This is a genomic window from Paenibacillus sp. FSL R5-0701 (assembly GCF_037973995.1).
In the GTDB taxonomy this organism is placed as follows: domain Bacteria; phylum Bacillota; class Bacilli; order Paenibacillales; family Paenibacillaceae; genus Paenibacillus.
On record NZ_CP150230.1, the window covers coordinates 5669236 to 5693439 of the forward strand.

At 46.9% G+C, this 24204-nt stretch carries 21 protein-coding genes; 5 read left to right on the top strand and 16 right to left on the bottom strand.

What is annotated here, in order from left to right; all coding sequences use genetic code 11:
- Positions 1 to 20 precede the first annotated feature (20 nt).
- The 5 genes from MKZ13_RS25060 to MKZ13_RS25080 all read right to left on the bottom strand — a co-directional run bounded on the left by MKZ13_RS25060 (position 21) and on the right by MKZ13_RS25080 (position 5079).
- Positions 21 to 1238: an ABC transporter permease gene (locus MKZ13_RS25060; RefSeq protein ID WP_221820995.1), complete on the bottom strand. Its 1218-nt coding sequence runs from the start codon at positions 1236 to 1238 to the stop codon at positions 21 to 23.
- A 2-nt stretch (positions 1239 to 1240) separates the two neighbouring features.
- Positions 1241 to 1993, bottom strand: coding sequence for an ABC transporter ATP-binding protein (locus MKZ13_RS25065; protein ID WP_036605802.1), 753 nt, complete (start codon positions 1991 to 1993; stop codon positions 1241 to 1243).
- 27 nt (positions 1994 to 2020) lie between these two features.
- On the bottom strand, positions 2021 to 3394 hold the full coding sequence (locus MKZ13_RS25070) for a DEAD/DEAH box helicase (protein ID WP_221820996.1): 1374 nt from the start codon (positions 3392 to 3394) through the stop codon (positions 2021 to 2023).
- 396 nt (positions 3395 to 3790) lie between these two features.
- Positions 3791 to 4564, bottom strand: coding sequence for an SDR family oxidoreductase (locus tag MKZ13_RS25075; protein ID WP_221820997.1), 774 nt, complete (start codon positions 4562 to 4564; stop codon positions 3791 to 3793).
- A gap of 56 nt (positions 4565 to 4620) precedes the next feature.
- Positions 4621 to 5079 (bottom strand): chemotaxis protein CheX, encoded by a 459-nt coding sequence (locus MKZ13_RS25080; RefSeq protein WP_211082998.1) that lies wholly within the window; start codon positions 5077 to 5079, stop codon positions 4621 to 4623.
- 457 nt (positions 5080 to 5536) lie between these two features.
- Here MKZ13_RS25080 and MKZ13_RS25085 point away from each other — a divergent pair, with 457 nt between their 5' ends.
- Together MKZ13_RS25085 and MKZ13_RS25090 are read left to right on the top strand one after the other, a co-directional pair.
- Positions 5537 to 6439, top strand: coding sequence for a LysR family transcriptional regulator (locus MKZ13_RS25085; protein WP_036605798.1), 903 nt, complete (start codon positions 5537 to 5539; stop codon positions 6437 to 6439).
- Positions 6440 to 6469: 30 nt separating this feature from the next.
- Entirely contained in the window at positions 6470 to 7279 is an 810-nt protein-coding gene (locus MKZ13_RS25090) for a histidinol-phosphatase (protein WP_221820998.1), read from the top strand.
- A 483-nt stretch (positions 7280 to 7762) separates the two neighbouring features.
- Here the strand turns inward: MKZ13_RS25090 and MKZ13_RS25095 are convergent, their stop codons facing one another.
- The 6 genes from MKZ13_RS25095 to MKZ13_RS25120 form a co-directional block, all read right to left on the bottom strand.
- Complete coding sequence (locus MKZ13_RS25095) at positions 7763 to 8395, bottom strand: GNAT family N-acetyltransferase (RefSeq protein WP_221820999.1); 633 nt, start codon at positions 8393 to 8395, stop codon at positions 7763 to 7765.
- A 168-nt stretch (positions 8396 to 8563) separates the two neighbouring features.
- A complete protein-coding gene (locus tag MKZ13_RS25100) occupies positions 8564 to 9295 on the bottom strand; it encodes a metallophosphoesterase family protein (RefSeq protein WP_221821000.1) in 732 nt (243 codons plus the stop codon).
- A gap of 57 nt (positions 9296 to 9352) precedes the next feature.
- Positions 9353 to 10327: a metallophosphoesterase gene (locus MKZ13_RS25105; RefSeq protein WP_221821001.1), complete on the bottom strand. Its 975-nt coding sequence runs from the start codon at positions 10325 to 10327 to the stop codon at positions 9353 to 9355.
- A gap of 175 nt (positions 10328 to 10502) precedes the next feature.
- Positions 10503 to 11267 (bottom strand): succinate dehydrogenase iron-sulfur subunit, encoded by a 765-nt coding sequence (gene sdhB / locus MKZ13_RS25110; RefSeq protein ID WP_036605794.1) that lies wholly within the window; start codon positions 11265 to 11267, stop codon positions 10503 to 10505.
- A 458-nt stretch (positions 11268 to 11725) separates the two neighbouring features.
- Complete coding sequence (gene sdhA, locus MKZ13_RS25115; RefSeq protein ID WP_221821002.1) at positions 11726 to 13468, bottom strand: succinate dehydrogenase flavoprotein subunit; 1743 nt, start codon at positions 13466 to 13468, stop codon at positions 11726 to 11728.
- 43 nt (positions 13469 to 13511) lie between these two features.
- A complete protein-coding gene (locus MKZ13_RS25120; RefSeq protein WP_036605792.1) occupies positions 13512 to 14180 on the bottom strand; it encodes a succinate dehydrogenase cytochrome b558 subunit in 669 nt (222 codons plus the stop codon).
- A 295-nt stretch (positions 14181 to 14475) separates the two neighbouring features.
- On the opposite strand from MKZ13_RS25120, the gene MKZ13_RS25125 reads away from it, so the two are divergent.
- Positions 14476 to 15399 (top strand): LysR family transcriptional regulator, encoded by a 924-nt coding sequence (locus MKZ13_RS25125; RefSeq protein WP_221821003.1) that lies wholly within the window; start codon positions 14476 to 14478, stop codon positions 15397 to 15399.
- Positions 15400 to 15460: 61 nt separating this feature from the next.
- On the opposite strand, the gene MKZ13_RS25130 is transcribed toward MKZ13_RS25125, so the two are convergent.
- Entirely contained in the window at positions 15461 to 16132 is a 672-nt protein-coding gene (locus tag MKZ13_RS25130) for a TrkA family potassium uptake protein (protein WP_017692455.1), read from the bottom strand.
- Positions 16133 to 16186: 54 nt separating this feature from the next.
- Complete coding sequence (locus MKZ13_RS25135; protein ID WP_339179093.1) at positions 16187 to 17527, bottom strand: TrkH family potassium uptake protein; 1341 nt, start codon at positions 17525 to 17527, stop codon at positions 16187 to 16189.
- Between the two features lie 424 nt (positions 17528 to 17951).
- Between MKZ13_RS25135 and MKZ13_RS25140 the strand changes: the two genes are divergently transcribed.
- The gene (locus MKZ13_RS25140) at positions 17952 to 19649 is read left to right on the top strand and encodes a type II CAAX endopeptidase family protein (protein WP_221821004.1); all 1698 of its coding nucleotides are present in this window, start codon (positions 17952 to 17954) and stop codon (positions 19647 to 19649) included.
- On the opposite strand, the gene uvrC is transcribed toward MKZ13_RS25140, so the two are convergent.
- Positions 19618 to 21705, bottom strand: coding sequence for an excinuclease ABC subunit UvrC (uvrC, locus tag MKZ13_RS25145; RefSeq protein WP_221821005.1), 2088 nt, complete (start codon positions 21703 to 21705; stop codon positions 19618 to 19620). The two genes, MKZ13_RS25140 and uvrC, sit on opposite strands and share 32 nt — an antisense overlap.
- Before the next feature lie 472 nt (positions 21706 to 22177).
- On the bottom strand, positions 22178 to 22495 hold the full coding sequence (gene trxA / locus MKZ13_RS25150) for a thioredoxin (RefSeq protein ID WP_017692451.1): 318 nt from the start codon (positions 22493 to 22495) through the stop codon (positions 22178 to 22180).
- Between the two features lie 262 nt (positions 22496 to 22757).
- On the opposite strand from trxA, the gene MKZ13_RS25155 reads away from it, so the two are divergent.
- Entirely contained in the window at positions 22758 to 22913 is a 156-nt protein-coding gene (locus tag MKZ13_RS25155; RefSeq protein WP_017692450.1) for a hypothetical protein, read from the top strand.
- Between the two features lie 128 nt (positions 22914 to 23041).
- Here MKZ13_RS25155 and dnaI read toward each other — a convergent pair whose 3' ends face one another.
- A complete protein-coding gene (gene dnaI / locus MKZ13_RS25160; protein ID WP_076319793.1) occupies positions 23042 to 23992 on the bottom strand; it encodes a primosomal protein DnaI in 951 nt (316 codons plus the stop codon).
- Between the last annotated feature and the right edge of the window lie 212 nt (positions 23993 to 24204).

Sequence of the window (24204 nt, forward strand, 5' to 3'; positions counted from 1 at the left end):
TTGGTCAGGTGTCCGATCGTTTACTCGTCCTCTTCTTCCTTCAACCACTTGTTACCTTGCGAACGCCGCATGATCACAATCACCAGTATACCCAAAATAAGTGCTACTCCTGTGACAGTCAGTCCGCTTGCTCCGGCAGCCAGCATAGGCAACCACATGAGTAATGCAACCAGTGCATGTAGATGGAATATGAATCCCAACACCTGAGAACGACGACTCTCACCCGAGATTGGATAGATCATAATCCAGAACGATTCACTATGACTGCGACGCAGTGCACCAAGCTGTACACCTGCAAGCAACAGGAAGAACAGATACACCCCGACACCAAAGTAGCTGCCTGCTGTCCACCAGGATAGTAACACGCCCAGTACAACTAGGCGTAACACGATTGAGAACACTTCGGTTCGAACAAACGTTTTGGTGATCAAGTAACGGTAAGCTTTCCCTGCATTCCAGGGAAGACCACTCCCCAATTTGCTAAGCCAGCGACGCGAACTTACTTTCTGTCCGGATGAAGGTACATCCACAAACCAGCCAAGCGTCCGCATAACCCTGCCAGCCTGACCCTGCTCTACCTGAATCAGTCGTTCCCACGCTACACGATGTTTCACCGGTATACGCAGGGCGACGATGTAGACAACAGCCAGCAACAGCAGGAACCAGACGCTGCGCTGCGGTTGTTGCCATAACCAGGCGCCAACCGCCAGCACTGCCAGAGCCCATCGCAAGAGACGATATCCTCTTGCTGCCCCAACCTGAACCATTCTTAGCTCTTGCCATGCTCCATAACTGGACAACCCTTTCCACAGCAGCAGGAATACGATGAACCAGCCAAATGGCCGTGCATCCAGATCTGCTCTGACATAGAGCGGCCACAGTGTAACAAACACAAGCAGCAATCCCAGAGTTTTATAGATGATGCCCCGGGCAAAGCTGTTCTTCAAATATTCCTGCATCCGGTATTCCTGTGGTCGCAGGAACACGATATCTGCCGGAAGCAGATATGTACGATAACTGCTAAACAACACTAGTGGTGCCAGCAGCAGCAATGCAATCCAGCGAATCGGAAATTCCGCGGGAATGTTCTGGACAAATGATGTATACCAGGCGGAGAACGCAATGACGAGAAATAAAAAGACCATAGCTACACCGCTCTGGATCACATAACCCAGATAAGGAAGAATTCCGTTCCAGAATCCTGTGCGTCTTTGCTTCCATAGCAGCTTGAGATCCATGCTCAATCCCTGCCTTGTACGAGGGAATAGAACATGTGCTCCAGCGTGGCATCCGATTCCCCGAATTGGGAGCGCAGTTCATTCAGCGTCCCTTGAGCAATAACCTGCCCACGGTGCAGAACGATAAAACGGTCACAGTAATTTTCAATCGTGGACAGAATGTGTGAACTGAGTAGAATGGATGATCCCGAAGCTTTCATCTCAAGCATAAAATCAAGCAAGGAGCGGATTCCCAGCGGGTCCAACCCCAGGAAAGGCTCATCAATGATGTACAGTGGTGGTCCTGCCACAAAAGCACACATGATCATGACCTTTTGCCTCATCCCCTTAGACAGGTGAGTCGACAGACTTGTACTTTTCTCATTCATACGGAACAGTTCCAGCAGTTTCTCCGTACGTTGTTTGAAATCAGCCTCCGACACATTGTACGCTCTTGCCGTAAACTCCAGGTGCTCCATCACCGTCATCTCATCATACAGTTCGGGTGATTCCGGTACAAATGCCATAGCCGATTGGTAGATCTGCGCATCCTCGTCCCGTTTCTTGCCCATCACTCGCACTTCGCCCTGTTGAGGTGTCATCAAGCCGAGGATGTGTTTCATGGTTGTGCTTTTGCCAGCACCGTTTAAGCCGATTAGTCCGACCATCTCTCCACGTCCAACTTCCAGATCGATGCCGTGAAGGACTGGCCGTTTGGCACTATAACCTCCGCTTAACCCGCTAATTTGCAGAACAGGCGATTGAACGTTTTCCATCTATCCCTGCACCCCTTTCGTCAGATTCTATTCTTCGGAGCGTGGCGTTTTGTCTTTACTCCACTTGGGTGCTCCTTTGTTTTTACGATCCTGGTCGCGCTCCGTGCGGCCTGTATTACTCGTTGGTTTGTTACCTGCTGGACGCGAATTGGAGATTGTAGCTCTAGTTCCCCCATCACGATTGCCCTGCCCTGGTTTGCGATCTCTGGATTGTCCTGGTTTTCTGGAGAACGAATGTCCCTCAGGCCGCGTGTCCGGACGCGGGTCAGCCTCCAGTACTTTACCACCAAAGAGTACACGTTCTGACAGTTCAATTCCGAGTTCGCGTGCGAATTTACGCATAATAAAGATCTGTGTTTCATCCACAATGGACAAAACGATACCCGAACGTCCCATCCGGCCTGTACGACCTGCACGGTGAACATAGTGCTCCGAGTCAAAGGCAGGGTCATAGTTAATGACCATTGGCAAGCCTTCGATATCCAGTCCTCTGGCAGCGACTTCGCTGGCAATCAGCAACTGGAGTTTTCCATTACGGAAGGCAGACAATACGTTACTGCGGGTCACTTTGTCAGCATCCCCATACAGCGCAGCAGCGGACAAGCCCAGATGATTCATTTTTGCTTCAACTTCACCAATATCTTCGGTTGCATTCACAAATACGATTGCCCGATCCGGATTGTACTGTCTAACCAGACGACGCAGCATGTCAATTTTGTTCCGGTTTTCTTCTACAAAATAATAATGCTCAAGGCCCGCAGCCGTAGCTCGATCCGGTTCAATTCCGATCTGAACAGGCTCTTTCATCTCACGCTTGGCGAGTCCAGCCGTATGCTCATCAATGGTTGCTGACAGGAAGATCAACTGACGGTCCCGCAATGCGCTCTTGAGTACAAAGTTTACGTCACTTACGCCGCCAAGTTGGAACACTTGGTCCGCTTCATCGATAACAATGGTGGAAACATTGTGCATTTTCAGTTTTTTGAGTGTAATCAATTCCTTCAGTCGTCCCGGTGTACCCACAACCAATTGTGGATGCTCACGCAGCTTCTCGATCTGACGTTTAGCCGCTGCACCACCAATTAGACCCAATACACCGATCTTACGTTCTTCCGCATAACGCTGCGCTTCACGTACAATTTGCATCGCCAGCTCTTGCGTAGGTGCAATAATGAGTTTCTGCGTACCTTTGATATCCATTTTGATGGATTGTAACAGTGGCAGCAGATATGCCAGCGTTTTTCCTGTTCCCGTCTGGGATTTGGATACGACATCACGGCCTTCCAAAATAACCGGGATCGTCTGAGCCTGTACAGGTGAAGGTTCGTTAATGCCATGTTTCGCCAAAATGGCCTCCAGATCCTGTTCCACGCCAATTGAAGCAAATGTTTGATTCGTCATGTATGTCCATCCTTTTAATTTATTCATTTTGATGTTATATAAGTTCAACTAATGAGTAATTACACTGACACTACGAGGACAGAACAACCTTCCGATCACTGTTATCCCCAGATTTCTTTGATTCCTTTTTTCCAAAAGGAAAAATCCGGGGATAAAGGTGCACGCTTCACTTCTTCAGGTTATTTCTGTCCTCTCCGCTATTGTGTAAAAAGTTTAGTTGAACATATAAGTTGCTTGTATAAAACCGAAGCCTGTCATCACATTACCTTTCATTATATGCGAAAAAAGCCCGTGTACCAAATCTTATTCCAGAATTGTATATATACACGCCAAAAAAAAGAAAAGCCCCTCGGCGGAGCCTTTCTTTCATTCCGTATATGATGCCTCGTATCACATTTACTTCTGATTCATTACACCGTGCGACAATCGATCTGCAAGACGAGGAAATAGCTGGTACAGCCATATGCCAGCAGAAGCAAGTCTTGGCAGGTTCACTTCTTCCTTGCGTTTTTTCATCGCCCGAATCATATGACCCGCAACGTCTTCCGGTTTCAACATCATCCAGCGTACATTATTCACATAATTGCCAGAAGGGTCAGCCCGATGGAAAAATGGTGTATCAATCGGACCTGGATTAATCGTTGTCACCATGACGCCAGTCTTGCGAAGCTCTTGACGCAGCGCATTACTAAATCCGAGTACAGCATGTTTCGTAGCTGTATAGGAAGCGGATTTGGCGGTACCAATTTTGCCAGCCATGGAGGCCACGTTCACAATCTGACCTTTGCCACGTTCCAGCATTTGTGGAAGCACTGCTTTGGTGCAGCGGACAATGCCCATGTAATTAACGTTCATCATCTCATCGAATTCCTGTACAGACATCTCAGTCATCGCTGCGAATTTCCCGTAACCTGCGTTGTTCAGCAAAATGTCGATTCGTCCGTATTTATGCAATATCGCATCCACAGCTGCCTGAACCTGCTCACTATCCGTAACATCAAGTGTGAGTAATTCATGCTGCCCTTTCAGCGAGGCACCAATCTCTTCCAGCTTGTCCCGTGAACGGGCAGCCAGAATTGGGATGGCTCCTTCTTCTATCAGCATCTGCGCACACAGCGCACCGATACCACTCGATGCACCTGTGATAAACACTACCTTATCTTTCAGCATCCGTGATGTCCTCCCGTATTGAACACATATTGCCTTTTGAGGCGTATGGTTCTATTCTACGAGATCATGACCTGAATATCCATCTCACCAATGCCGTCCATCAGCAAAGGAATGCTCAGTGCTTTCGTTGCACTAAATGCAGTCAGGTGTTCGGACTTCATTACTTGTGGAGGTGTAATATCGACCACAACCCCCTGATTCGACAGGATGGTGCTGGCATTACCACTGATCATATTACCCAGTTCGGAAATCGCACTTTTGCTCATTTCATCCATTTCTGTAATGACAAAACCACCCATCATCGCAGATACAATTTTCAATGCAACTTGTTCATTGATTCCAAATACAATGTTTCCGCTAAGTTGTCCGGTCATTCCGATCACGATCCAGACATGGTCTGCAATGTACTCTACGTTTTTCACGCCAAGACTCCCGGTGGAAGGCGAAACCTGGATGAGCTGTTCGAATACGTTCCGTGCCGATTCCAGGAAAGGATTAATCACTTCCGCTTTCACTGTCTATGTCCCCCTCACACTGGGTTATTGGTCACACACCAAAAGTCCCATATTCATTAAATTTATTATACTTTATCACGTACAAGAATTCATTAAGAATTCGTTAAACCATGTGTACTATAATTTATCGTCATCCGTGGGGCAAATGTTTATAGCTGATTCTAGCGAATAAACAGAGCTTTTTACTTCTTTTGAAGAAAGATTTTCGTTCATTGTGCGTGGTAAAAGGCATTTAGGACTTTATTACTGTTTTCTCACAACTGTTAAAAAAATCAAATTCTTGTATTCGCGTTTTTTTCACAGTCTCTTGAACTACTTTTGATCCTGAGAATTACCTTCATTGCTCTGCTGTCCTGAATCACCTATAATTTAAGATAACGGAACAATAACCAGTTACGGGATTACATCGCACCAAACACTACATAATCAAGTTATTTTGCCTGCAAGGAGGTCACCTATGAACATAAGCCAACTGGAGACACTAATTACCATTTCCAAAACGATGAGCTTTCGCAAAGCGGGAGAACTTCTGAACCTGACCCAGCCTGCCGTCTCAGCCCAGATCAAAAGTCTGGAGGACGAATTCAGCACCGTTCTTGTAGATCGGAACCAACCCGTTACCCTGACAGACCGTGGACAGGTATTCCTGGAGCACGCTGAACGGATGCTCGACATCGTTGATGAGTTGAAACAAAAATTGTCCGATCTCGATGAAACGCCTCAGGGACGTATCGTATTAGGCACAACAACTTCCATTGCGATTCAGATCTTGCCAAGGGTGTTATCCTATTTCCAAGATCAATTCCCGCTGATCAAAACCAGTATCCAATCCCTTCCTTCATCACAGATCTATACCCAGGTCGAGAATGGTCTGGTTGATATTGGTATCGGTTATCTCACGGAGCGTAATCCCAACCTGAATACATCTGTGCTGTACTATGACACATTTGAACTCGTTGTATCGCCTTCCCATCCGCTGGCGAAGAAAAAACATGCTGCAGTGGATGTGCTCCGCAGTACACCATTGATTCTGCTGTCCCCTGACACAGTAGGCCGACGGTTTACGGAAACCATCTTCAAGAAACATAACATTGAACCTAATATTGTAATGGAGTTGTCTAGCAGCGAAGAAGTGAAACGGATGGTCGAGATTGATCTCGGAGCAGCTGTCATCTCCAAACAATCTGTTGCGCATGAGTTGCGTCAAGGTACATTGCGAATGATACCCTTAAGTGAGTTGGAGGTCAGTCATCCTGTTGGTGTCATCTATAAGTCCAGTCGGTACCTTAATTCAGCGATGCAGCAATTCATAAGTGACCTCAAAGGTATGCCGGAAACTCAATTCATCAGTTCAGAATGACTATGAGCCATGAGAAAGGAAGGATTCCATATGAAATTTGATCTTCATACACATCATTTTCGTTGTGGTCACGCAGACGGCAACATCCGCGATTATATAGAGGCAGGTATTAAGGCAGGACTTCAGGCCATCGGTATCTCGGATCATACGCCATACTTTGGCAGTGAGCTTGAGCAGGCATTTCCCCGGATCGCAATGGGCAAGTCGGAATTGCAGCATTATGTGGAAGAAGTCCTTGCTTTGAAAGAAGAGTACGCTGGTAAAATCGATGTACTGCTCGGCATTGAATCCGACTACTTCCCTGCTTATGCAGAATTGTACCGTACCACACTGGGACAGTATCCTTTTGACTATATTATCGGTTCAGTTCATCATACCGAGGATGTGAGTATCTTCAACAAAACCCGGTGGAAAGGACTGAGCGATGCTCGCAAAGTTGAAGTGAAAGAGAGTTATTATTCATTGATCCGGCAATCGGCTCAGAGTGGTATGTTCCAGATTCTTGGACACATTGATGCAATGAAAGGAAATTATCCACCTTTCTCCGAAATTATCGCTGATCAGGCTATTGATGAAACGTTGCAGGTCATTGCAGAATCCAACGTAGCGATCGAGATTAACACATCTGGCAAAACCAAACTCAGCGGAGGCTGGTACCCTTCAGATGCCATTTTGGAACGCGCCCATCATTATGGAGTGAAGGTGACATTTGGATCGGACGCTCATAAACCACAGCGCGTTGCAGACGAGCTGGATGACGTTCGTACACGTCTCAAGGAGATCGGATTCACCGACTGGGTATACTTCAAGCAGAAACAGATGCAGGTTGTATCACTGTAAAATATAGGACCACATAGAAACCCCCACAGCGTTAACAAGCGCAGTGGGGGTTTTGGGTTTAATTCTAAATAAAAAATATTATATAAAGTTAAACTACATATTTACACGATAACGGAGAGGACAGAAATAACCAGAAGAAACGAAGTGTTCGCCTAAAAGCTTTCTGAAAGAAAGCTGCATCGGAAGCATACGCTATCAACGGATTTTCCCTTTTCAAAAGGGAATCAAAGAATCTGGGGATAACAGCGATCGAAGGGTTATTCTGTCATCGGAGTGGCCAGTGTAAATACTTCACAGTTAACTTATATGGGCAAAAAAAATGAACCCGCTCGCGCGGGTCCCAACAGCATTATCTATTATCAAAAAGGGGGTCATGAGATAAGTTTACCCCCTGTCTGTTAGAGTTCAATTGCAGCTATATTTCAATTGTGTAACAAATGATTGAAGTTCGATTCATTCACGTTTGACTACTCTTACTCTATGTCATTGCGGCTTGTCAGATACCAGGGTTTGCAGGTCTTTTTCCTGAAGAGGGCGGGCGTATTGTTCCCGGTACATACTGTACACTTTAACATCCATCAGGGATTCTGATCCTTCGTCATCCTCATCATGCAGTCCAAACGAGGGAAGAGACCGCTCATAAGACATCCCTATTTTGCTTAGCACCCGTTGTGAAGATACATTGGCCTCATAACAACGTGCTTCCACCCTCCCCAGATGAAGATCGTCAAATCCAAACTGCAGCAGCCGCTGTACCGCCTCGGTAGCCACACCCTTGCCCCAACAGGACCTGTTCAGGATATAACCAATCTGTGCGGTACCATTCTGATCATTCCAGTGCTGGAATGAGGTGATCCCAATCACCTGTTCCTTGCCTCTCCAGCAGATCCCATAATGTAACGAATCCAGCTTGGCACTACTGCTCCGTATCTGGTTCAATAACCGTCTCGCCCTGATTGGCGTGGGCTGGCTTCCCCTATTCACATATCTTATGACCTGAGGATCGGAAAAGAGTTCCGATAATGTGCTGTAATCACTTTGACGTAATGATCGCAGGACAAGACGCTCTGTCCACAAAACCGGCAGACCTTGAACCAGCATTTTTCGGGTAAGCATGACAATCGCTCCTTTTGCCTAAACGGGCTCTAGTCCGGTAAGACAAGCATGCTCTGAAGATGATCCGGCGTAATACCATTTGAACTGATCCACGAACTTTAGTATTCGCATTTTAGTATTAATATATTGCATCATTCAATTTCTCACGCTAAAAGGTCCAGATGCTGACTACTCCTGCAGCCCACGATAGATACCCGTACGAATCTCACGAATATAGAAATCCAATGCAGGAACATTCGCCGACTGCGCAACCTGTACTTCTCGCTCAATATCATAAGGCACCCGCACAAATTGAACATTGAATGGGGTGTTGTTATCGTTGCAGTCTTCACCCTCCAGAATACAGTAGGAAGCTTGGGGAAGATCGAGTGGATTACCAACACTGCCTGCATTAAACAGTAACTTGCCGTTCATATACTGCAAGTATGCGTTATGCACATCCCCATAACCTACAACATCTGCAACACCTTGCTCAGGCTCATCAGCCGGAGGATCAAACATTGCCAACCTCTTTTCCATCGCGTCCCACGGCTGTACACGATGGTATACACTTTGAGGTGAAGCATGAACCAGACGGATGGTGCGACCACTCAGTTGAAATTGATGACTGAAGGGTAGGCCCGCCAAGTAAGCCAATCGTTCCTCACCCAGCCGCTCTGCTTGCCACGTAAAGTTCTCGTTGTCTTGGTTAACCGCAACCAGTTCATCCCAATTGCCACGGATAACAAGTTCACACGTCGCTCTCACCTGATCCACAACCTGTACTGGTTCTGGCCCCTTGCCCACGAGGTCACCAAGACAAAAGATTCGCTCCACGCCACGACTTCGGATATCTCCTAACACTGCTTCCCAGGCAGTCATGTTGCCATGAATGTCGGATACAATCGCAATTCGTTCCATCTGGATAACCTCCATTCATGTTAAATCCTTTATGTTTTACATTCATCTTATATTCTTTTATGTGGTTAATCCTTTAAGCTCAAACACCGTTAATTCTGGTCTGCACAGAAAACGAATGGGCAGTTGAGTCATGCCAAAACCACGATTCACATACACTGGCATCTGTGTCTGGGTGGTGTAATATACCCCCTGAACATCCGTGTAATACAACCCTTGAACATACTTGTGTGAACCTCGCGGAGTTGTCAGTGCCCCGATCCAGGGGAAACGTACCTGTCCACCATGACTATGACCGGAAAGTTGTAATCCGAAACCATAGGGAGTGGCAATATCGGCATAATCCGGTTCATGCATAAGTAACAATTTCCACACATCATGATCCAATCCCTTGATGGCTTGCGCAGGATCAGGCCTGCCTGTAAGTGCGTCATCCAGACCAGCTATGGCCAGACGTTCGCCCCCTTGTTTAATCACCACATGTTCGTTCCGTAACAAAGTGAATCCGGCTTCACGAAACATGGTTGTCACTTCATTCTGCTGTCCGCCCCGATAATCATGATTCCCCAAAACAGCAAATTTGCCATACTTGGCTTGCATGGAGGCGAGTATCGGAATACATTCACGCATCGGCTCTGCTTCCCTCTCGACGATGTCTCCGGTAAAACAAATCAAGTCTGGTTGCAACTGCTCCATCGTTGCTGCCAGCTTCTTCATCTCTTTCACCCCAGTATGAAAACCAAGATGAGCATCACTGAACTGAACTACACGCAAACCGTCAAATGCCTTTGGAAACTTCGGAAGTTTCAGTTCCACTTGCTTGATTTCCAGACGACGCGGCTCCCAAAGCCAGGCATAACCTCCTGTGAGCAAACTGGCACCTGCTGTCATCAAAACCATACGCAATAAGAAACTTCGGCGAGAGGGATCATGATCCTTTTCTTCTCCAGGAAACACAGACTCTTCTGCACCTGGTGCTTTGTGCGAGCGCTGGGACGGCGAGTTGTTGCTGCCCTGACGCGGTGTCTCTGCCATATCTCCCCCTCCTTCTACGCTCTTAATCCATCCCCTTAGTATACCATATTCTGCATGGATAGCCCGGTTCCTCTGCTTCATCACAAAAAGAAGCCGGGATCTCCGGCATGTTGCTGCACGGGATCACGACTTCTTCTAAGTTGCAGATTACACTTCTGCACATGTTATGACGAGATTAAACTCCCAACCAGCGTTTGAACATATGCTTGGTCGTTTGTTTGTTCATTTCGGCAATGGAGGTTGTCAGTGGAATGCCTTTTGGACAGGATTGCACGCAGTTCTGTGAGTTACCACAGCCCTCAATGCCTCCGTCTTCCATCAATGCTTCCAGACGATCGTCGGCGTTCATCTCTCCTGTAGGGTGAGCATTGAACAGACGCACTTGGGACAGTGCTGCTGGACCGATAAAGTCTGTTTTCTCATTGACGTTCGGACATGCTTCCAGACATACACCACATGTCATGCATTTGGACAGCTCGTATGCCCACTGACGCTTCTTCTCAGGCATCCGTGGACCTGGACCAAGGTCATAGGTACCATCGATCGGAATCCATGCTTTTACGCGTTTCAGGGCGCTAAACATCCGGCTACGGTCGATGACCAAGTCACGAACCACCGGGAATGTCTTCATCGGTTCGATACGAACGGGCTGTTCGAGCTTGTCGATCAAGGCTGCACATGCTTGACGTGGCTTGCCGTTGATGACCATAGAGCAGGCACCGCAGACTTCTTCGAGACAGTTGGAATCCCAGCACACGGGAGCAATGGATTTGCCATCTGTATTGACGGGGTTCCGCTGAATCTCCATCAGGGCGCTGATCACATTCATGTTGGGACGGTACGGAAGCTCAAATTCTTCGTTGTACGAAGATGACTCCGGGCTATCCTGACGGGTGATGATAAACTTGACGGTTTTGTTGGCTGTAGCTTGTTCCGCCATATCGTTGTCCCCTCCTCTGGTGACGATGATTGGTGTTGCTGATGCGCAAAGTTACTGGTTTGGTGCCCGGGAGACGCTTCGTCAGCGGAATGCCCCTCTGATCGCTGTTATCCCCGGATTTTTTTGATCAACCCTTCCCAGGGTTAAAATCCGGTGATAAAGGCGAAGAGTATGCTTTCGAAGTAGCTTTCTTTCAGAAAGCTTTCAGCTTCGCTTCTTCTGGGCATTTCCGCTTCCTCCGCTACGTCGTGCATACAGGGTCACTTTGCTGGAAACTGCTCTCCAATTCATTGTGGATGGCAGTATTGAAGTTCTGAACCATCGCTAAGCGCTTGCTTCTTCTGGGCATTTCCCTCACGTTGATGGCAGTAACTTTGAAAAAGCTCTGCTTCTTCAAAGTTCTCCTGCCTCTCCGTTCAGGTGTTTAACTATTCATTACATGAATAGTGTGATACTTCTTAATCCTTGGAGTAATCCCGGATACGTGGTGGGATCAGAGATACGTCTACTTCCTCGTACGAGATTTTCGGGCCTTCCTTCGACCAGCTCGCAATTGTCGTTTTCAGGAACTCTTCGTCATTACGTTCCGTGAATTCCGGTTTGTAATGCGCGCCGCGGCTTTCATTACGCAGCAGTGCGCCGAGAGTCATTGCTTCTGCCAATTCAATCATGTTCCACAGTTGGCGAGTGAATGCTGCGCTCGGGTTATTCCAACCGGAGCTGTCATACATGTTGATTTTGCCATAACGCTCTTTCAATTCCTTGATCTTGCCAATCGTGGCTTCAAGCTTGTCGTTGTAACGTACAACCGTCATGTTGGCTGTCATCCACTCGCCAAGCTCTTTATGAATGACATAGGCATTCTCCGTGCCCTGCATTTTCAAGATGCCTTCGTATTTGTCGCTTTGTTGTTTGGTGTGTTTCTCAAATACGGAAGATGGGATATCGGCGGACGATTTTTTGAGTCCTTTGATATATTCAGCCGCTTTTGGTCCTGCCACCATACCACCATAGATCGCAGATACCAGTGAGTTTGCACCCAGACGGTTCGCACCATGGTATTGATATTCACATTCACCAGCTGCGAACAGCCCCGGAATGTTAGTCATTTGGTTGTAATCTACCCACATACCGCCCATGGAATAGTGGACTGCCGGGAAAATTTTCATTGGGATTTTACGCGGGTCATCACCCATGAACTTCTCATAGATCTCAATGATTCCGCCGAGTTTAACATCCAGTTCCTTCGGATCTTTGTGCGACAGATCGAGATAAACCATGTTCTCACCGTTCACACCCAGACCCATGTCTACGCAGACACTGAAGATTTCACGAGTCGCGATATCACGTGGAACCAGGTTACCGTAGGATGGATATTTTTCTTCAAGGAAGTACCAAGGTTTGCCGTCTTTGTACGTCCAGATCCGTCCACCTTCACCACGCGCGGATTCAGACATGAGACGTAGCTTGTCATCCCCTGGAATGGCTGTTGGGTGAATCTGAATGAACTCCCCGTTGGCGTAGTTTACACCTTGCTGATACACCGCACTTGCCGCTGTACCTGTGTTAATTACAGAGTTGGTCGTTTTACCGAAGATGATACCCGGACCACCACTCGCCAGAATAACCGCTTCTGCCGGGAAGGTCTGTACCTTCATCGTTTTCAGATCCTGAGCCACGATCCCGCGACATACGCCTTCATCATCCAAAACCGCCTGCAGGAACTCCCAGTTCTCATATTTCGTAACCAGTCCGGCTGCTTCCCAGCGACGTACCTGCTCGTCTAATGCATAGAGCAATTGTTGTCCTGTTGTCGCTCCGGCAAACGCCGTACGGTGATGCTTCGTTCCCCCGAAACGACGGAAATCAAGCAAACCTTCTGGTGTTCGGTTGAACATTACGCCCATACGGTCCATCAAGTGAATGATGCCAGGTGCTGCTTCGCACATCGCTTTAACAGGAGGTTGGTTCGCAAGGAAGTCACCGCCGTATACCGTATCGTCAAAGTGTACCCATGGGGAGTCACCCTCACCCTTAGTATTTACCGCTCCGTTAATGCCGCCTTGTGCGCATACAGAGTGGGATCGTTTAACAGGAACCAGTGAAAATAAATGAACATGGACTCCGGCTTCAGCCGATTTGATCGCCGCCATCAAGCCTGCGAGACCGCCGCCCACAATAATTACATTCGTTGATGCCATTGCTGTTCACTCCCTTATAAGTCAGCATTTATACGCTAAATGCTTAAATTAGAACTGTTTTTACTGCGTCAATCATCGAAGTAGCTGTCTGGAAATCAATGCTCCGGAAAGCAAATAGTGAAGCAATAAACATGATGGAAACAATAGCGAACAAGCTCATACATACGTAAGAGGATACACGCTGCGCACGCGGACCAACTGTGATTCCCCAGCTAACGAGGAACGACCACAGACCATTGGCAAAGTGATATGACGCCGCAACCACACTGATCATATATATCGCAAAGGTTATCGGATTCGTTACCGCATCATGTATAACGCCGCCAATCTCTTCATGGGATACATTACCCAGCGCAATCTGTACTCGCGTCTCCCATACGTGCCAGATGACAAATACAAACGTAATAATACCGCTTACCCTCTGTAACGTGTAGCGCCAGTTGCGCTCATTACCGTAACGCCCAACGTTAGGCTTGGCCTGATAGGCAATGTAAAGACCATAAACACCGTGATAGAACAACGGCAGCCAGATAAGTAATGCCTCAATTACAATAACAAGAGGCAAACCGTTCAGAAATGCAACGGCACCGTAAAAAGCTTCTTTGCCGCCTTCAACTGCCGTGAAGTTCGTCACCAAATGCTCAACAAAAAACAGACTGAGCGGAATGACGCCAAGCAAGGAGTGCAGCTTTCTGGAGTAAAACCCTTTCATAAAATGTCGATCCCCTTTCGCTAAATACAACGTTTTCATAAATGATTTCACTTATCATGACACGAATCCTTTTCCCTGAAAAGGTTCGACAAATTGTTCCGTTTTCCCCAGGTGTGAACAACTTGTGTCACGGTTCATGTTACTCCTTTTTTTCTTATAATGGAATTGCAATATAATTATTAAATGTTATAACCTATAGGTATAAGCAGTGAAACATTGGGTTTACAGGCCATACAACATGGAAAACGATTAAACAAGGGCAAGAATCACATTCATGGAAAAGAGGTTATTGTTCATGTTTGAGGAGTTAAATGCATTTGCAGCGGTCGTGGAGCAGTCCAGCCTGAACCGTGCATCCAAGTTACTGAACTTGTCCCAACCCGCACTCTCACGTAAAATTGCCAAATTGGAGGATGAACTCGGGGTTGCACTGTTCCACCGCCGTGGCAAACGGCTGGAGTTAACGAGTGTGGGCCAGTTCACCTATACCTACGCTGTAGAACAGAAGCAGCAGCAACAGAAGTTCCTCACCATGCTGGCCCAGTATAAAGACGAAGAACAGAGCGCCATTACACTCGGAGCCAGTCTGACGACGCTTCAAACTACGTTACCACCTCTCGTCAATGCCTTTATGGAGAAACATCCAAATGCCGAACTGAAACTGTTGACGGGTAAAACACATGAGATTGTCTCGTTTGTGCGTGACAAAAAAGCCGATGTGGGCATTGTCGCCTCCTCCATCAGCGAAGTGGGGCTGAACTGCGTACCGCTATTTGATGATCATCTGGAGCTGGTTGTACCGCTCACGCACCCCTTATCCGGCAAGGAAGCCGGGATGGAGCATTTGCAGGATCTGCCGATGATCACGTTCTCCAAAGGTACCTGGTACCGCAAATTAACGGACGATCTCTTCCAGCGCTGTGCCGTGATGCCGGATATTCGCATGGAGATTGATTCCTTTGAAGCGATCATCCGACTTCTGCCTTCCGCCAAAGCAGCTGCTCTATTGCCCAAGTCATATCTTCGTCCACAATTGCTCGCGGACAATGATCTGGTTTCTGTTCATTTGCCTCAATTACAGCAGACCCGCAGAACAACTTGCATGATATATGGGGAAAAAGAGGACCTCAGCGAGACCTCCAGACAATGGGTCAAGGAGACGGCTGCACTCTTTACAGCTAAGGCGCCATTGCCCTCACGGAGGACTACGACGCCTTAGCTTTGATCTGAATCAGCCAGGCTCTAACGCCTGGCTCTTCCATTTTAACTTATGATAATTATCAGCTCTCCTGGCTGATAACCTCTTCTTCAAATCGGTCGATATCTGCATTATTACCAATGATGACCATGATATCCCCCATTTGAAGCGAGTCCAATGCCGTCGGAGCGATAATGACCCCGGCTTCTTTCTGTAACGCCACAATGCTGCAACCAAAACGTACGCGTGCATTCAGGGTTGAAAGGGTTTTGTTGTGCAGACAGGCGGGAACCTTCATCTCAACAATACTGTAATCATTGGATAATTCAATGTAATCCAGCAAGTTCGGGGTAACCAGCTGGTGGGCAACCCGAATGCCCATATCCCGCTCAGGATAAACGACACGATCGATGCCCAGCTTGTCGAGTGCCCGTCCGTGAAGAACGGAGATCGCCTTGGCAACGACCGTCTTGACACCCAGCTCTTTCAGCAGGATGGCAGTGAGAATGCTCGTCTGAATATCATCCCCGATGGCTACGATGCAACAGTCGAAATTTCGAATACCCAGGGAGCGCAGCACTTCCTCATCTGTGGCATCAGCTACAACGGCATGGGTGACCAGTTCACTTATGTCTTCGACGACTTCTTCATTTTTATCGATCCCGAGCACCTCGTAGCCGAGTTCCATTAATTCCTGCGCCAGACTGGAGCCAAACCGCCCAAGCCCAATCACCGCAAACTGCTGTGTTTTCATTGTTCTTCACGAACCCCTTATCCAGATCAATTTCATAACTCACTAATAATAGATTTATCCAATAATCATTTTGCCTTCCGGATACCTGTATAACTCTTTACCCTTTTTCTGCCCAAGTGCATACGCTAATGTGATCGGTCCAAGCCTTCCTGCAAACATCGTAAAACAGATCAGAAGTTTGCCCAAAGTAGTCAGCTTCAGCGTCAGTCCGAGCGATAATCCGACAGTACCAAAAGCTGATGTCGTTTCAAATAAGATCATCATAAAACTGGCGTCTTCTGTGGTACTCAGTGCCATCGTTACAGCTATGATGAACAAAAGCGCCAGCAATGTAATGGTAAGCGCCTTGAAAATCCGTTCCTGTACGAGCCGATAGCGGAAAAACACGATATCTTCACGTCCACGCATCATGGCGATGACCGCTCCAGCCATAATCATAAATGTCGTTGTTTTGATCCCGCCTCCGGTAGAACCCGGCGAAGCACCAATGAACATCAGAATGATCATAAAGAACTGTGTTGCCTGTCTCAGCCCCGCAATATCTACCGTATTGGCTCCTGCTGTTCGCGGCGTAATGGATTGGAAGAATGAACCGAGAATTTTGCCACCCCAGTTCAGGCCACCCAATGTCCGTGGATTGCTGAATTCAAATACGAAAATGACAAGTGCACCAAACACAATCAACAATCCAGTTGTTAACAGTACAACTTTGGAGTGCAGAGACAGCTTTCGCGTTTTGCGGTAATCTACCAGGTCTGACAACACCACAAAACCGATACCGCCAGAGACAATGAGGAACATTGCTGTAAAATTAACCAACGGGTCATACACATAACCGGTCAGACTGCGGAAATCGCCAAACATATCAAAGCCCGCATTGTTGAACATGGAGATCGCATGCCAATAGCCATAATAGATCGCCTGTCCGACCGGCATGTCGAACGACCAGCGGATGGCAAACAGTGTGCCACATATGCCTTCAATAATGAGTGAGTAGATCACAACTTTCCGAATCAGCCGGACGATGCCCTCCATCGTGCTCTGATTCATCGCTTCCTGTAGAATCAACCGTTCTCTAAGCGAAATCCGCCGTTTGAACGCAATGGCAACCAATGTGGACATTGTCATGAAGCCCAGTCCACCAATCTGAATCAGAATCGCAATCACAACCTGACCCAGCATCGAGAAATGAGTCCCTGTATCCACCACTACCAAACCGGTGACACAAACAGCCGAAGTTGCTGTAAAGAGCGCATCAATAAATGCAAGACTGTCACCGTTACGGTTGGATGCCGGAAGCATTAACAATAGTGTACCTACCAATATGATGCCAGCAAATCCTAACACAAGAATACGGGGTGGCGATAATCGCATCCATTGAACATTCAGTTTCACTTGAGTATCTTCCACCTCTTCTAAAATGAAAATAACTCCACACCCGTGGAGCCTTCTTCATTTGAAATGCTGTTGCCAAACGTTAAACAAGTATGATTCAGATTAATACGACATATATAATGAAGTTGGAATATATTCTATTCGTTCCCTTGTTGGGCGAAAGACATGCGAATCATTGCACATTTGCTTCAAAATTATAAGCGCTGCGACGTTTGTAGACAAAACGTTTTTTGTGTAAATAGCATCGAATTCCGCCAAAAAGGGAAGAACTCAGATATGGCGACGGATGGATCAGATTCTTTCGGTCCTTTTCATTCATTTTCAAGGATTTACACCTGTTTTCGTTACATCATTGGCATTCGGTGCTTGCCCTGTGCTATGTTAACTTTAATATCCATATTAGATTAAGGAGGAACACCATTACATGAATCCCTTAGGGCAGCCTTTGCTACTCAAGGCTAACTTCAAGCGGCTGGGGTTGCTTGCGGCGATTGGCCTGATTCTATTTTTTGTATTTCAGATCTTTCCAGCTACCTCATCACAAACGACAGAAATTCCGTCCACCTCCTTCATAACCAAGGAGCAGGCGAAGCAATCCGCACGATCATTCGCAGCTTCTGTGAATGACTATTCACTGCCAAATGATGATGAAAAAACTCTGGTAACCTACCAGACACATTCCGATATCTACGGGTATATGGCCAAAACCAAACAACTTGATACCTATAACCAGAAATGGGAAACTAGCTATCCTTACGATGTATTCCGCGTTCGTTTGCCTGATCAACACAAAGGCGGTTATCTTAATGTTGACGTACATATGAAAACAGGAAAAGTAGTCGGCTTCAAACGGGAACTGCCTTCTTCCCTCTATACCGCCATTGAGGCGGAGCAGGTTAGTGGACGAGTGACCACATCGCAAGTACTTGCTGAAGGCAATATATCTCTGGACGAGAAACAACAGCTCGCGGCTGGCGTTCTGACCGAATTCGGTTATGAAGTGCCTACACTTCAACTGGAGACTCGCGATGGTGAAGCGGGACTGAAGTATACAGATTCTGCAAAAGCCATCGGAGACTCCAAGCTTGAACTGAACTTTACGTTTGAAGAGGGTGCGGTACGATCGTTCGATCCTGGCTTCTCGGTCCCTGAATCCCATACCGATTATGTGAAAGATCAAACACGTCAGGCCAATTGGATGACTTATGGCGGCTATGCATTCCTGACCTTTGTTCTGGGCGTGCTGGCAATCATCTATAGCATTCTGACCCGAGCACATACATCTTTCAAACGCGGAATCATTCTCTCGCTGGTGTATTTCGCAGCTTCAGTAATTGGTACACTGAACATGATTCCACTCTTTCAGGCACAAGGACTTTCCAGCTTCATGTTAGCGTTCCTGATGTTAATGCAGGCAGGAATTACACTGGTTATGAGTGCAACCATCTATCTGTCTCTCGTTGCTGGTGACGGCATGTGGCGTAAAATAGGTCTGAACCCATGGCCTCGTGCCAAGGAACCCGGATATGGAAAATATGTACTTCACAGCATGGTTGCTGGTTACCTGTGGGCGTTCATTCTACTGGGTGTTCAATCCATCCTGTTCTTCATTCTGGAGCGAAGCATCGGCACATGGTCAACGACGTCAGCAGATCAATCTACATTTAATATGACCTATGCCTGGCTCTTCCCGATCATGGCCTGGATGGCCGGTATTGGTGAAGAAACTGTTTATCGACTGTTCGGCATTCGCATGATGCAAAAGATTGTGCGTAACACGTTTATTGCCTGTCTGATCCCAACCATCATTTGGGCACTTGGACACACATTGTATCCGATCTATCCAGTAATCACTCGTCCCATTGAACTGATGGTGATTGGATTGCTGTTCAGTCTGATCATGCTGCGTCACGGCTTCATTGCCGTTGTATTTGCCCATGTGATCTTCGACAGCTTGCTGATGGGACTCAGCTTGGTCTTTATGGGCGATGCCCTGAATATGGCTGCCGGACTCTTCTGGATTGTACTGCCGGCCATCGTTGGATATGTGGTCTACAAATTCAATCCAAAACAAAAAGAGAAGCCGTATGTTACGACTCCTCATCACGAAGTGCTGCAATAATCTGATTTGCCAGTTTGTCACCAATAGATAGAGGCCGGAAGTCTTCGACGCTGGCCTCTTTTATTTTGCGCAAAGAGCCAAAATGCTTCAACAGCAACTTACGCCGCTTCTCTCCAATACCCGGAATGGCATCCAAACGTGATGTCACCATCGATTTGCCACGTTGTTCCCGGTGGAACGAGATCGCAAAACGGTGGACCTCTTCCTGTATCCGCTGCAACAGGTAGAATTCCTGGCTATCCCGAGGCAGGGAGATCACTTCTGGTGGATTACCGATCATCAACTGTGAAGTCTTATGCTTCGCATCCTTCACCAGACCACATACCGGAATAAACAGCCCCAGCTCATTTTCCAAAATATCGACCGCAGCCGAGATCTGTCCTTTACCACCATCAACCACAATCAGGTCAGGCTGGGTCAGGTTTTCTTTCAATACTCGCTCGTAACGGCGACGGATGACCTCTCTCATCGTTTCATAATCATCCGGCCCTTCAACCGAACGAACCTTGTACTTCCGATATTCCTTCTTATCCGGTTTACCATCGGTAAATACAATCATGGCAGATACCGGGTTTGTACCCTGGATGTTCGAGTTATCAAACGCTTCAATACGGTGAAGCTGATCCAATCCAATAAAACGTCCCAGCCCTTCGGCAGCTTTGGATGTCCGTTCTTCATTTCGCTCAATCAAACGGAACTTTTCTTCCAATGCCACACGTGCGTTATCCACGGCCATGGTGATCATCTGGCGTTTCAATCCACGTTGCGGGATGAGCACTTTGATCTCCAACCACTCCTGTAAAGCAGCAGCAACCTGAGTTGGGTCTTCCAGTCCTGATGGAAGCTTTTCAGTAGAAGCAGTTGTATCCGTTATTGGAGCATCCTCTTGCATACTGTCAGGTTGTTCACCTTCTGCCTCAGCGGAACCTCCGTAAGCTGCACGAGTCTCAGCAACCAGTGGCTGGGAAGCGTAACTGTGCTCCACTTGTCCCGTCTGATCGAACTCCACCGTAACTGCGGCAGGTACCGATCCATCAGCATCAGAACCCGTATCCAAACTGTCGTTATCCGTTGCAAGATCCTTGGGCATTTCCGGCAACAAAATTTCTTGTGGCAATGCCGGATTATCGCTGTAATACTGTGTTACATAGGACATGAAATCACTGTACGCCTCACCGTAAAACGGGAAGGTTGATACGTGACGTTCAATCATTTTACCCTGACGCATATATAGAATCTGGACACACATCCAGCCTTTATCAATGGCAAAACCAAATACATCACGGTCTCTGGCATCGGCCATCGTAATTTTCTGTTTTTCCATCATCGCATCGATGGCGATTACCTGGTCGCGCAGTTCCTTGGCCCGTTCAAAATAAAGATCCTCCGCAGCCTCTTGCATCTTACGCTGCAGATCCTTCTTAATCTCTTCGTGACCGCCGCTCAGAAATGAACCAATTTCTTGTGAAATCTGGTCGTACTGCTCCTTCTCCACTTCCTTCACACAAGGGGCAAGACACTGTCCCATGTGATAGTACAGGCACACTTCTTTGGGCATTACACCACATTTGCGCAGTGGATACATGCGGTCGAGCAATTTTTTCGTTTGGTGTGCCGCATACGAGTTCGGATAAGGTCCGAAGTATTTGGCTTTATCTTTCAGCACACGCCGGGTTACTTCCAGACGGGGGTGCTTTTCATTTGTAATTTTAAGATATGGGAATGTCTTATCATCCTTGAGCAACACGTTATACCGCGGCATATGTTTTTTGATCAGGTTACACTCCAGAATGAGTGCTTCCATGTTACTGCCCGTCACGATATATTCAAAATCACGGATTTCAGACACCAGACGCTGAGTCTTTCCATTATGACTGCCGATAAAATAAGAGCGTACGCGGTTCTTCAGCACTTTGGCCTTACCTACGTAGATAATGGTGCCTTCACTGTTCTTCATCAGGTAACAACCAGACATGTCTGGCAGCAAAGCGAGCTTGTGGCGAATCTGCTCCAATGCCTTCTCCTGATCCTGCAAATCATTCATGAATTGATCCATAATTCGGTGAATCCTCCTTCCCGAAAAAAGTATAAATAAAAGGTTACACTAAGCCATTCTGATTACAGTACCGTCTTCCAATCCGTTATCGTATTGTCTCTGAGTCACCTTTTTCTATAAGAAGAAACTAAAGATAATTCACACTGACACTACGATGACAGAACAACCTTCCAATCCCTGTTATCCCCAGATTTTTTTCATTCCCTTTTCTCAAGGGAAAAATCTGTTGATAAAGGGGAACGCTTCGCTTCTTCGGGTTTTTTCTGTCCTCTCCGTTACTGTGTAAATACATAGTTCCAACTATATCAGAGATGAATCCGGGATAAACGCGAGCACTTCGCTTCTCCAGATCGGTTCTGTACTCTACATTCAAGTATAAAAAATATTTTTACTTTATATTGCCCTATATAAAGGTATTCGACGCAAAACGCCCCCGGCATGTAAACCGGAGGCGTATGTGTAAGCCTGTAAATTATTGGTGTTTTGCGATAATTCCTTTGAGCGCATCTTTCGAGTTCAGACCAACCACTTTATCTACCGGTTGACCGTCTTTGAAGAAGATCAAAGTTGGAATGCTCATTACGCCAAAGCGGGAAGCAGATTCCGGATTTTCATCCACGTTAACTTTAGCAATTTTCACTGCATCGCCAACTTCTGTGGACAGCTCTTCCAGGATTGGAGCGAGCATTTTACAAGGACCACACCAAGGCGCCCAGAAATCAACAAGAACCGTTCCTTCGCCTTCTACTTCAGCGTTGAAGGATTGATCGGATACGTTAACAATAGCCATGAAATTGTCCTCCTTATATATACTTACGGTTTATTTTAACCTGTAACGTCGTGAACGACACTTCCAGTATAACACAGGTACGTCAAACTTGTGAATTGAACGCTGCAATGTTCATCTTCCCAACATCAAATCTTCACAATTAGAGGATATGGCATACCAACTGCAAAATCTTTACAAACGCTTTCTTTTCCAAGTATACTAAAATTACTCCGGGTTTCAGCCCCCATAAGGGCAAGCTGTTTCCCCATAAGGAGGCAATAACATGGATGCAAATGTGCGGATCAGCGACCCGCGTGAACATGTGAACGAGGAACCCCGGAACGATCTATTTGATCTGATCGCGGGTGTTGCCGGCATGGCCGGTCTCATGACAGTGATTTTTTTCGGTATGGTTATCTTCAAATTCCTCACCGAATAGGACACTCACAGGTCTCACGCAGGACCAGAAAAGCCCGGTTTTCGCAACAATGCGAAAGCCAGGCTTTTTTTGGGACTACTTATCGTTTAAGAAGAACATTTTGTAAATCAGACCAAAAGCTAACCGGTTTAACGTTTGCCACGCTGATTCTCACCCCGAACGGAGATGACATCCACGAATGGACGAATCCGGTCCATCAAACGTTGACCTTTATTCATTTCCTCGCCATCCCGATTGGTGAAACTCAGGTGTTTTTCAAGCCCATCCAGATTGTAATTGGACGTATAGAACGTTGGTTTGCGATTCATCCGATAGTTCAGAATGGACCCCATCACATGATCCCGAACCCAAGGGTTCAGATTCTCTGCCCCAATATCATCAAAAATGAGCAGATCACAGCTTTTCAAAATATCCGTCATTTCCTTCAGCTTCTGCCCTTCACTAATCATGGATTTCAGATCCTCCACAAAGTCAGGCATATAGATAATGACACCCGTGTGCCCTGCAACCGCCAGTTCATGCAGCAGATAACACATCAGGAACGTCTTACCCGTCCCGAAAGTTCCCTCAAGAAACAGTCCTTGCGGAGATAATCCGTTCTCCTTGGTCTCCCTAATATACCGAAGCACCTGATTCACTGCCGGAGCACGCATCCGATCCTTGCCCATAATCTCCACGTCGTTGTATCCAGCACTGAGCGCACGCTCGTCCACATAGAAACTGCGAATGCGTTGCTTAATGATATGTTCATTTTGCCGGGCGATATGTTTGGAACAAGGCGCTTTTATATCTATGATTTCGGGTTTACCGTTAAAATGTTCTACTTCCAGTTTGCAAAAGTGGCCCTGAAAATCGTTAGGACAGTTGTCGAGTCCCGGACAATTCGCACAGTTCTTAGAGTCTTTGGCGTACTGAAACAGCTTGCTCAGATCGGTCATGAGCTGTGCATCTTGCAGTTCAGGATGACCTGCGCGGAATTCGCGTACGTACGGATTTTCCATCAATTCCGCCGCAATCCGCCGCGATTGCTCACGAAAGGCAGGGTTCAGCTGCTGAAGCAGTCCTCCCAAGGATTCCATGGCTTCAAGCCCCCTTAATGTTTCAATATAGAATGAACAATTGAAGTGTACCCATGGCCATCTTGATGGCATAGGAACTTTCGATCATTAGCAATTCTACTGTTCATTCTATAGAAAAACAACCAATAACTCAACAGATACATCTGGTAAATAGCGTAACCCTTCCACCACCGTACGTAATGCCTAGTTTAGAGCACACTTGCAGTCCGGTA

Excerpts from the sequence above, each read along its gene's own strand:
- MKZ13_RS25060 (WP_221820995.1), bottom strand. The coding sequence starts at position 1,238 with ATGGATCTCAAGCTGCTATGGAAGCAAAGACGCACAGGATTCTGGAAC.
- MKZ13_RS25065 (WP_036605802.1), bottom strand. The coding sequence starts at position 1,993 with ATGGAAAACGTTCAATCGCCTGTTCTGCAAATTAGCGGGTTAAGCGGA.
- MKZ13_RS25070 (WP_221820996.1), bottom strand. The coding sequence starts at position 3,394 with ATGACGAATCAAACATTTGCTTCAATTGGCGTGGAACAGGATCTGGAG.
- MKZ13_RS25075 (WP_221820997.1), bottom strand. The coding sequence starts at position 4,564 with ATGCTGAAAGATAAGGTAGTGTTTATCACAGGTGCATCGAGTGGTATC.
- MKZ13_RS25085 (WP_036605798.1), top strand. The coding sequence starts at position 5,537 with ATGAACATAAGCCAACTGGAGACACTAATTACCATTTCCAAAACGATG.
- MKZ13_RS25090 (WP_221820998.1), top strand. The coding sequence starts at position 6,470 with ATGAAATTTGATCTTCATACACATCATTTTCGTTGTGGTCACGCAGAC.
- MKZ13_RS25095 (WP_221820999.1), bottom strand. The coding sequence starts at position 8,395 with ATGCTTACCCGAAAAATGCTGGTTCAAGGTCTGCCGGTTTTGTGGACA.
- MKZ13_RS25100 (WP_221821000.1), bottom strand. The coding sequence starts at position 9,295 with ATGGAACGAATTGCGATTGTATCCGACATTCATGGCAACATGACTGCC.
- MKZ13_RS25105 (WP_221821001.1), bottom strand. The coding sequence starts at position 10,327 with ATGGCAGAGACACCGCGTCAGGGCAGCAACAACTCGCCGTCCCAGCGC.
- sdhB (WP_036605794.1), bottom strand. The coding sequence starts at position 11,267 with ATGGCGGAACAAGCTACAGCCAACAAAACCGTCAAGTTTATCATCACC.
- sdhA (WP_221821002.1), bottom strand. The coding sequence starts at position 13,468 with ATGGCATCAACGAATGTAATTATTGTGGGCGGCGGTCTCGCAGGCTTG.
- MKZ13_RS25120 (WP_036605792.1), bottom strand. The coding sequence starts at position 14,180 with ATGAAAGGGTTTTACTCCAGAAAGCTGCACTCCTTGCTTGGCGTCATT.
- MKZ13_RS25125 (WP_221821003.1), top strand. The coding sequence starts at position 14,476 with ATGTTTGAGGAGTTAAATGCATTTGCAGCGGTCGTGGAGCAGTCCAGC.
- MKZ13_RS25130 (WP_017692455.1), bottom strand. The coding sequence starts at position 16,132 with ATGAAAACACAGCAGTTTGCGGTGATTGGGCTTGGGCGGTTTGGCTCC.
- MKZ13_RS25140 (WP_221821004.1), top strand. The coding sequence starts at position 17,952 with ATGAATCCCTTAGGGCAGCCTTTGCTACTCAAGGCTAACTTCAAGCGG.
- uvrC (WP_221821005.1), bottom strand. The coding sequence starts at position 21,705 with ATGGATCAATTCATGAATGATTTGCAGGATCAGGAGAAGGCATTGGAG.
- trxA (WP_017692451.1), bottom strand. The coding sequence starts at position 22,495 with ATGGCTATTGTTAACGTATCCGATCAATCCTTCAACGCTGAAGTAGAA.
- MKZ13_RS25155 (WP_017692450.1), top strand. The coding sequence starts at position 22,758 with ATGGATGCAAATGTGCGGATCAGCGACCCGCGTGAACATGTGAACGAG.
- dnaI (WP_076319793.1), bottom strand. The coding sequence starts at position 23,992 with ATGGAATCCTTGGGAGGACTGCTTCAGCAGCTGAACCCTGCCTTTCGT.